This is a genomic window from Falsiroseomonas sp., from assembly GCF_041690465.1.
GTDB lineage: Bacteria > Pseudomonadota > Alphaproteobacteria > Acetobacterales > Acetobacteraceae > Falsiroseomonas.
The window spans coordinates 1-7,174 of record NZ_JAWLHG010000087.1 but is presented as its reverse complement, the minus strand read 5'-3'; the positions used below and the strand labels follow the sequence as shown (position 1 = coordinate 7,174).

The following is a 7,174-nucleotide window of genomic DNA, read 5'->3' as shown; positions in this document are numbered from 1 at the left end:
CGCCATCGGCAACCTCCTTGACCGCTTCAGCCCCGAAGAATGCACCGACTACCTGCGACACTGCGGCTATGCACAGTCAGGCCAATAATGGTCTAGCGTCGCGGCGCGGCGCAGGAGGGCGTCGATCGCCTCGGGCACTCGCGCGGGCGCCCATCGCGCCAGCAACGCCAACAACTCCGCCGCGTGCCGCACCGAAAGCGAGGAAAGCACTTCCCGCAGCCGATCCTCGTCCCACGCGGCGTGCACCGTCGCCGCGACAACCCCGTCGGCCTCCTCATCCGCGGAGCAGGCGTCGTCCAGGCGCTTTAGGCCCCAGAAGGAGGCCCGGTCCGGCTCGCAGCGATCCTTCGTGTTTTCGGCTTCCGAGTGGGCGAGGAGGTATGCCGCCTCCGGCGTCGCCAGGGCATGGAGCAGGGAGCGCGCGGCCCTCGTCGCGAGAGGGTGGTCCACCTCCAGGAACTCCCTCGCCGCCGCCAGCACCGCGTCGGCCGCCGCCCCGGCGTCAAGGCTGTTCCAGCGGAGAGCCCATGCCGCCGCTTCTGTGAACGACGGCCAGCCCAGTATCGCTCCCGCGGCCGCCCAGGCGCGGAGGGCGGCGACCGCCGGGGCCCGCGGCAGGTAGGACAGCGTGACGAGCGCCCGCCGCGCTACCCATGCCCATCCGTCTTCGGACGGCATGCCGTTGAGCGCGGGCGGCCGCACGAGACGTGGCTCGACCTCGCGCGCCCACTCCGCCGCACGTGCGAGGACCTCGGTGCGGCGGCCCTCGCCCCCGGGGATGTCGGACGCCCGGCCGAGGATACGCCCTTCAAGGTGGTCGGGCCACCAGGTGCCCAGCCACCGCTCGAGGCGGGCGACGACCGCGTCTCGTCCGACGACATCGTGCTTGGCCGCATGGGCCAATCCCTTGGTCAGGATCTCGTCGAGATCCTGACCCCAGCGCCGCTGGCGCCACACGCTCTCGGCGAAGTCGGCGACGATTGCGGGGGCGAGGCAGGCCAGCCGCCAGAACGTCTGGAAGTGCTCGTCTGTGAAGCCCTGCGCCGTCACCCACTCCAGGAGCAGTTGCCGGCGCATTCCTTCGTTCGCCTCCCCGTCGAGGAGGGCCACGGCGCAGGCGGCGCGGATGACCTTGGCGCCCAGGTCGCTGCCGCGAAAGACGTCCAGGAACTCAGCGAGGAAGGCTTCCGGCGGCCTCGGGTCCCTCCGCGCCTCGTCGACCAGCGCGAGGCCGAGGGCCAGCGGGACAGCGCGCGTATCGAGCGCAAAGCGGTTCTCGCCCCATTCCACAAGCCACCGCCCGCTGGCGAGTTCGCTGACCATCGCGTCGAGCCCAGGTCCACGCTCTTCGCCGCTCTCGAGCGAGATCTCCTGGACAAGCTCGCGCCGCGTGATGACCTGGTCCCGCGCTTCCGCCACGGAACCGCGGAAGCGCTGGCCGAGGCGGGTGACTAGATTCCGAAAGCCTTCCTCGCCGAGCGGCAGCCGTTCCGCTCCGTGCAGCCGGAGGCGGTGGCGATACTCTTCAAGAGCCAGCGCCTCCGGCGTCAACTCGGTAATGCGAATCGGGTCGCGTGCGCGCGCGGCGGCCAGGGCGAACAACCGCGGGACCTTCATCAGCGCCGGGAGCCGCGGGTCGAGCGCCTGGCGATCGAGCCCAGCCGCGCGCAGCAGGTCATCCACCTGCTCGTCCGTGTAGGGGCCGATCTCATGCGGCAGTGGCGCCGGGCTGAGGTCGGCGAGCCCATTGAGCCGCCGCCACTCTGTCGGTCGCGCAGTAAACACCACCGAGGCTCGCCCCACCCATCCGTCAGACACGAAGGGGCGCACGAGGTCGGCCCAGCGGACCGGAGCGCGGACTTGGTTGAGGCCGTCGAGCACGACGAACAGCGTCGCCGTGCCCCCGCGGCGCCAGCGCGCGAGCCTGCGTCGCCAATGCGCCTCGTCGCCAACGCCAGTCCGCGAGGCGAGTGCCGCGGCGACCAGCGCCTCAAGGTCATCGCCGCTTACGTCCCGGGCCGGGATGAAGACCGTCAGCGGCAGCCCGGTCCCGTCGGCGCCCGCGCGCTCGTTCCACCACTTCAGGACCGCCCACGTCTTGCCGTGGCCCTCGGGTCCGAGCACCGCGCGTGGGACGCCCGGCGCGGACAGGACGCCGTCGAGCAAGCCGTCTACTGGACGGTCCATGAGCCGCGTCGCGGGCGCGAGCAGCTCGGCGAAGGTGTCCAGCCGGGCGCGTGACCGCGCCTGCTCCGCCATGGACTCGCGCAGCCACGCCGCCATAGCGCGGCGGGCGGCGTCCCACCCGAGGTCGGCCCCGAGCAGGCGATCGCGCAGCTGAGCCTCCGCGACAAGGAATTCCGAGGCCGCGCGCACGGCCGCGATCGCGGCGAGAACGGCGGCCTCTCCGGCGAACCAGGCGTCGCACGTCAGCGGCGCCGCGGCGAGCAGGACCGATACGCCATCCAGCCCGCGCGGCCCCTTGCAGGAATCAAGGATGACGACCTTGACGCCGAGGGCCGCCCCATAGACGCGCAGGGGCTCCGCGTCCTGGAGGGGCAGCTCCCGCGGTGTGGCGAGGATCCAGACGTCGAGCCCAGGATAGCTCGAGGCAGCATCGGCGACCTTTGCCTTCAAGGCGTCGAGCGGCAGGTGCGTGGACGACTGGTATCGCTTCGCCTCCATCCCGATGCAGGCAACGTTGCCTGGCGACAGCGCGTCGACGCCGCCCTGTCGCCCGGGGCCCGCGAGGTAGAAGCGCTGCCCCGTCACCTCGGCGAGGGCGTCTCTGACGAGGCCCTCGAATCCCCGCTGGCCCGAGGCGTCGAGAGCGGAGAGGCGGGCGAGGAGAGGGTTTGCAGCGGGCGGCATCAGGGGCACCGGCGCGGCCGCCTGCCTGTACCGAGGTAGCTGCCGCGCAGCGGGCGGTGTCGATCGTCGCGGTTCACACCCCGTGATGCTGAATTCTTGGCCAGGCAGCAAGGCCGCATTCGTGCGGAAGCGGTGGCGTCCTTTCGTCCCTACGAGCGGAAGTCCGAGACTAGTCTTGTGCAGTTGCTCATTGGCGAGCTTGCTGCCGGGCGGGGCTGCACCCAGCAGTTGGAAGGCTCGCCGCGATCACCCGCACTCCGCACACGTAACCAGCCCGCGCCGCTCGCGGGCCGGTTCGATCAGGTAGCCGCAGCGCAGACAGTTCGCGCCGTCATCGCTGGCATCGAACGGATCCGCGACACGGCGGGCTTTACCCTGTGCGGTGCGGCGAGCTTGCTTCGCTGATTCCAGCGCCGGCTGAGCAGCTTCGGAGGGGGCAACCGGCGCCGGCTCGACGCTGGGCTCCGCGACCGCCGGCGTCCAGGTCGGCATCACGTGGGCGACCGGCTCGGGCGCTTCAGCGGCGACCGGCAGCGGAGCCGAGGACGGCGGTGGCGTAGACTTGGCGGGAAAGCCGTCGTCCCACGTCGCCGCGCGGACTCGGTGATCGGTCCGGCGGGGGCTGTCTTCGCTGGCAGCCGCGCCTCTGGCCGGCAGTCGCACCACCTCGACGGTCCGGCTACCGGCGGAGGCTCCCTTTCGCGGGATGTTCCGAAGCTCGCGCTGGTCACTGCCAGCAGTCTGCCTTCCGCCCAGTCGCGCGAAGACGCGGTCGATGTCGGACATGGATCTCCATGTATATCAGTGGCTTGAGCTTCGGCAGACGGATGACTGCCGAGGCTCGGGGGCCAGGAGAAAGTTGAGCAGCAGAATCGCCCGAGCAGTCAGAAGGCTGAACACCGCAGCCGGGTTCCGCCAGAAACGATTCGCAATCAAGGGCTTAAGCTTGGGGGTAAAATCGGCCTACCCTCAAGGTCCGGAGAGTCTCCGGCATTCGGAGAGGGTTTTCCGCACTTCGTTCCATCGTCGAACCCTCAAGGTTCACGCGCGAACCTCGGCCAGACAGGCGTTCCCGCGCACTCTGAACGACAACGGAGAGACTTACAGGAAGGACCGACTGGAGCTGGCGAAGGGATTCGAACCATCGCCCCCAAGCTGGGGGTGAGCTCTGGTCAGTCGACCTGCGCCCGGGTCGTCGACATTCCCCTCGACTTCCCGCGCACCGGAAGCATTGCTGTGGGTGCGCGGCGGGGCTGGTGAGCCCTGGCGGCGCGCAGCCCGGCTTCGCCCGGGCTTCCGGTGGTGGGAGCGCTGCATGGTGCGGCGCCTCAGGAGCAACCACCCCATGCCGAGCACCAAGCTACTGTCGACCACCCAGCGCCGTATCCTGGAGGCGGCGGCGGACCGCCCCAGTCGTGTCGTCCTGCCTCTGCCTTCTGATCTGCCGGTCCGCGGCGCCATCCGGCAGCGCCTGCTCGCCGGACTGCTGCAGGCTGGGCTGACCGAGGAAGTTCTGGCGACTGATGCGGCCGAGGCTTGGCGCACCGATGAGACCGGGCTCTCTATGGCGCTCCGTGTCAGTGTGCACGGCTTCGCCGCAATCGGCCGCTCGCCCCCGGCAGAAAGTCGCAGGACGCGAGCGCGTCCCGCGTCGGCATGGGCCAAAAGCCCCGCCTCTGCCGACGCCGCGGCGCTGCCGGCGAGCACCGCATCGGCTGGGAATGCACCGGCTGGGTCTGAGCCGCCAGCGCTGGCGGATGCACCAGCCGAGAAGCATCCCGGCGGCAAACTCGGCAGCGTGCTGGCCACACTCTCGCGTCATGGCGGCGCCACGCTCGGCGAACTCGCTGCCCTCACGGGCTGGCAGCCCCACACCACCCGCGCCGCCCTGACCCGTCTGCGCCAGCGCGGTTACGCGCTCGAGCGCCTCGAGCTGGATGGACGGAAGGCCTACCGCGTAAGCGGGCCTCGCTGATGCCACTGCACGTGCAGGAGGTGCCGAGGCCAGACTCGGCCTTGGCCCTGGCTGAGATAGCAGGCGCCCTCGCGCGCCTGCCGGGGTTCGACACCGCGGCGCTACGCGCGGAATGGGAGCGTCTGCACCGTCGACCACCTCCCCATGACCTCACCCGTGACCTGCTGCTGCGCGGTATTGCCCACCGTCTACAGGAGCAGGCCTTCGGTGGCCTATCGCCAGCCACGGCGCGACGGCTGGAGAGCTCTGCTGCGCCGACCACGGCAGGGCGGACACGCCGTGCCAGGGCCAGCCGGCTCAAGTCCGGCACGGTGCTCGTCCGGGGATGGCGTGGGCAGACGCACACCGTCACCGTCCGGGATGACGGCTTCGAGTATCGGGGCCACCTCTACCGCTCGCTGTCGCTGGTCGCCCGCGAGATCACCGGCGCCCACTGGTCCGGCCCGCGCTTCTACAGGATCGCCGGCCACAAGGCCGCGCCAGGCGGACCCGGGGTGAACCGCGATGCCTAGGCCAGGTGCTCCTGCCAGTCGCGATCGTTCCCCGGGCCGTCGCTGCGCCATCTACACCCGGAAGTCGTCCGAGGAAGGGCTGGAGCAGGAGTTCAACTCGCTTCATGCGCAGCGCGAGGCCTGCGAGGCCTACATCCGCAGCCAGCGCCATGAGGGTTGGACGGCGCTCACCGCCAGCTACGATGACGGCGGGATCTCCGGCGGCACGCTCGAGCGCCCCGCCCTGCAGCGTCTGCTGGCCGACGTGCGCGCCGGCCGGCTCGACCTCGTGGTGGTTTACAAGGTGGACCGGCTGACCCGCTCGCTGGCCGACTTCGCGAAAATCGTCGAGGCCTTCGATGCGGCGGGCGTCAGCTTCGTCTCGGTGACCCAGCAGTTCAACACCACCACCAGCATGGGACGGCTGACGCTCAACATGCTGCTCTCCTTCGCGCAGTTCGAGCGCGAGGTCACCGGCGAGCGCATCCGTGACAAGTTCGCCGCCTCCAAGCGCAAGGGCATGTGGATGGGCGGCACGGTCCCGCTCGGCTACGAGGTGCGCGACCGCAAACTGGTGGTCAACGAGGGCGAGGCGGCAACGGTGCGCCACATCTGTGCAGCATACCTCACGCTCGGGTCGGTCCGCCTGCTGGAGGAGCGGCTGAGGGCGGAGGGGGTGGTCGGCAAGTCGGGACGGCCTCTTGCCCGTGGGGCGCTGTTCCACATGCTGCAGAACCGGGTCTACCGAGGCGAAGTGGGCCACAAGGGCGCGGTCTATCCCGGCGAGCACGCCGCCATCGTGGAGGCGGAGCTGTGGGGGAGGGTGCAAGGGAGGCTCGACGCGGCTCGATCAGCAGCAAGGGGAGGCAAAGGACGCCACGGCTCCAGCCCCCTCGCCGGCATCCTGTTCGACGCCTCGGGCGAGCGCCTGACGCCGACGCATGCGGTGAAAGCGGGCAAGCGCTACCGCTACTACATCTCGCACGCCCTGGTGACCGGCACGCGTGCGGATGCGCGCGAGGCGGTACGATGCCCGGCGGGTGAGGTGGAGGCGCTCGTCACCACGCGGCTGCTCGGCCTGCTCGGCGACCGCGCTGCGCTGTTCAGGGCCCTTCGCGATGCCGGAGCGCTCCCTGGCACGGCAGCGGAGCAGGAGCGAGTGCTCGAGGGAGCAACCAAGCTTGCACAGAGCTGGCCGGGGCTCGAGCCCGCGGCCCAGGCGGCGATGTTGCGGCGTCTGCTCCAGCGGGTGGAGCTGCACCCCGAGCGGCTGGACATGCAGGTTAACCTGCGACGGCTCCGCCACCTCCCATTCCCGGGGGAACTGGCGGTCGAAGCGCTGCCTTCCGCGGACGACACGGATCAGCCCTCGTCCATCTCGATCTCCGTCTCGGCACGCCTGCGGCGTTCGGGCAAGGAGGTCGCGCTTGTGATCGGTGAGGGTGACGGGGCGCGGCACGCGGAAACGCCGCTCGCGCGGCTGGTGGCGAGAGCGCATCTGTTGCGGGCAGCGCTGACCTCGGGCGAGGCCCCCGATCTCGATGTGCTGGCCCAGCGCGAGGGGATGGGCCGCACCTACCTGATCCGCGTGCTGCGCCTGGCGTATCTTGCTCCGGACGTCATCGAGGCGATCCAGGCTGGGCGTGAGCCCGATGGCCTCACGGTCAACAAGCTGATGAAGGCTATCCAGCTCCCGCTGACCTGGGACGAGCAGCGCCGGGTGCTCGGCCTCGCCTGAGGTCTAGGTCCTGTGGACATTCACCTGAGCCAGAGGATGGTGGCTGCGATGGTGATGATGGCGAGGTAATTTCTCGCGGTCTTCTCGTAGCGAGTTGCG

General features: G+C 70.3%; 5 protein-coding genes. 3 read left to right on the top strand and 2 right to left on the bottom strand.

The genetic code is table 11. The annotated features are described in order from the left end of the window. Positions 1–66: 66 nt before the first annotated feature. Together ACESM1_RS29970 and ACESM1_RS29965 are read right to left on the bottom strand one after the other, a co-directional pair. A complete protein-coding gene (locus tag ACESM1_RS29970) occupies positions 67–2,880 on the bottom strand; it encodes a hypothetical protein (protein WP_372625013.1) in 2,814 nt (937 codons plus the stop codon). 237 nt (positions 2,881–3,117) lie between these two features. Further along, the gene (locus ACESM1_RS29965; RefSeq protein WP_372625011.1) at positions 3,118–3,657 is read right to left on the bottom strand and encodes a hypothetical protein; all 540 of its coding nucleotides are present in this window, start codon (positions 3,655–3,657) and stop codon (positions 3,118–3,120) included. 559 nt (positions 3,658–4,216) lie between these two features. Here ACESM1_RS29965 and ACESM1_RS29960 point away from each other — a divergent pair. The 3 genes from ACESM1_RS29960 to ACESM1_RS29950 are packed head-to-tail and all read left to right on the top strand — an operon-like array spanning position 4,217 to position 7,075. Next, complete coding sequence (locus tag ACESM1_RS29960; RefSeq protein ID WP_372625009.1) at positions 4,217–4,846, top strand: DUF3489 domain-containing protein; 630 nt, start codon at positions 4,217–4,219, stop codon at positions 4,844–4,846. Then, positions 4,846–5,358 carry a DUF2924 domain-containing protein gene (locus ACESM1_RS29955; protein WP_372625007.1) on the top strand — a complete coding sequence of 171 codons (513 nt, stop codon included), beginning with the start codon at positions 4,846–4,848 and terminating at the stop codon, positions 5,356–5,358. The genes ACESM1_RS29960 and ACESM1_RS29955 overlap by 1 nt, the downstream gene beginning before the upstream one ends. Continuing rightward, entirely contained in the window at positions 5,351–7,075 is a 1,725-nt protein-coding gene (locus tag ACESM1_RS29950; protein ID WP_372625005.1) for a recombinase family protein, read from the top strand. Before ACESM1_RS29955 ends, ACESM1_RS29950 begins: the two co-directional genes overlap by 8 nt. Positions 7,076–7,174 lie beyond the last annotated feature (99 nt).

Coding starts and splice junctions, on each gene's coding strand:
- ACESM1_RS29965 (WP_372625011.1), bottom strand. CDS start 3,657: ATGTCCGACATCGACCGCGTCTTCGCGCGACTGGGCGGAAGGCAGACT.
- ACESM1_RS29960 (WP_372625009.1), top strand. CDS start 4,217: ATGCCGAGCACCAAGCTACTGTCGACCACCCAGCGCCGTATCCTGGAG.
- ACESM1_RS29955 (WP_372625007.1), top strand. CDS start 4,846: ATGCCACTGCACGTGCAGGAGGTGCCGAGGCCAGACTCGGCCTTGGCC.
- ACESM1_RS29950 (WP_372625005.1), top strand. CDS start 5,351: ATGCCTAGGCCAGGTGCTCCTGCCAGTCGCGATCGTTCCCCGGGCCGT.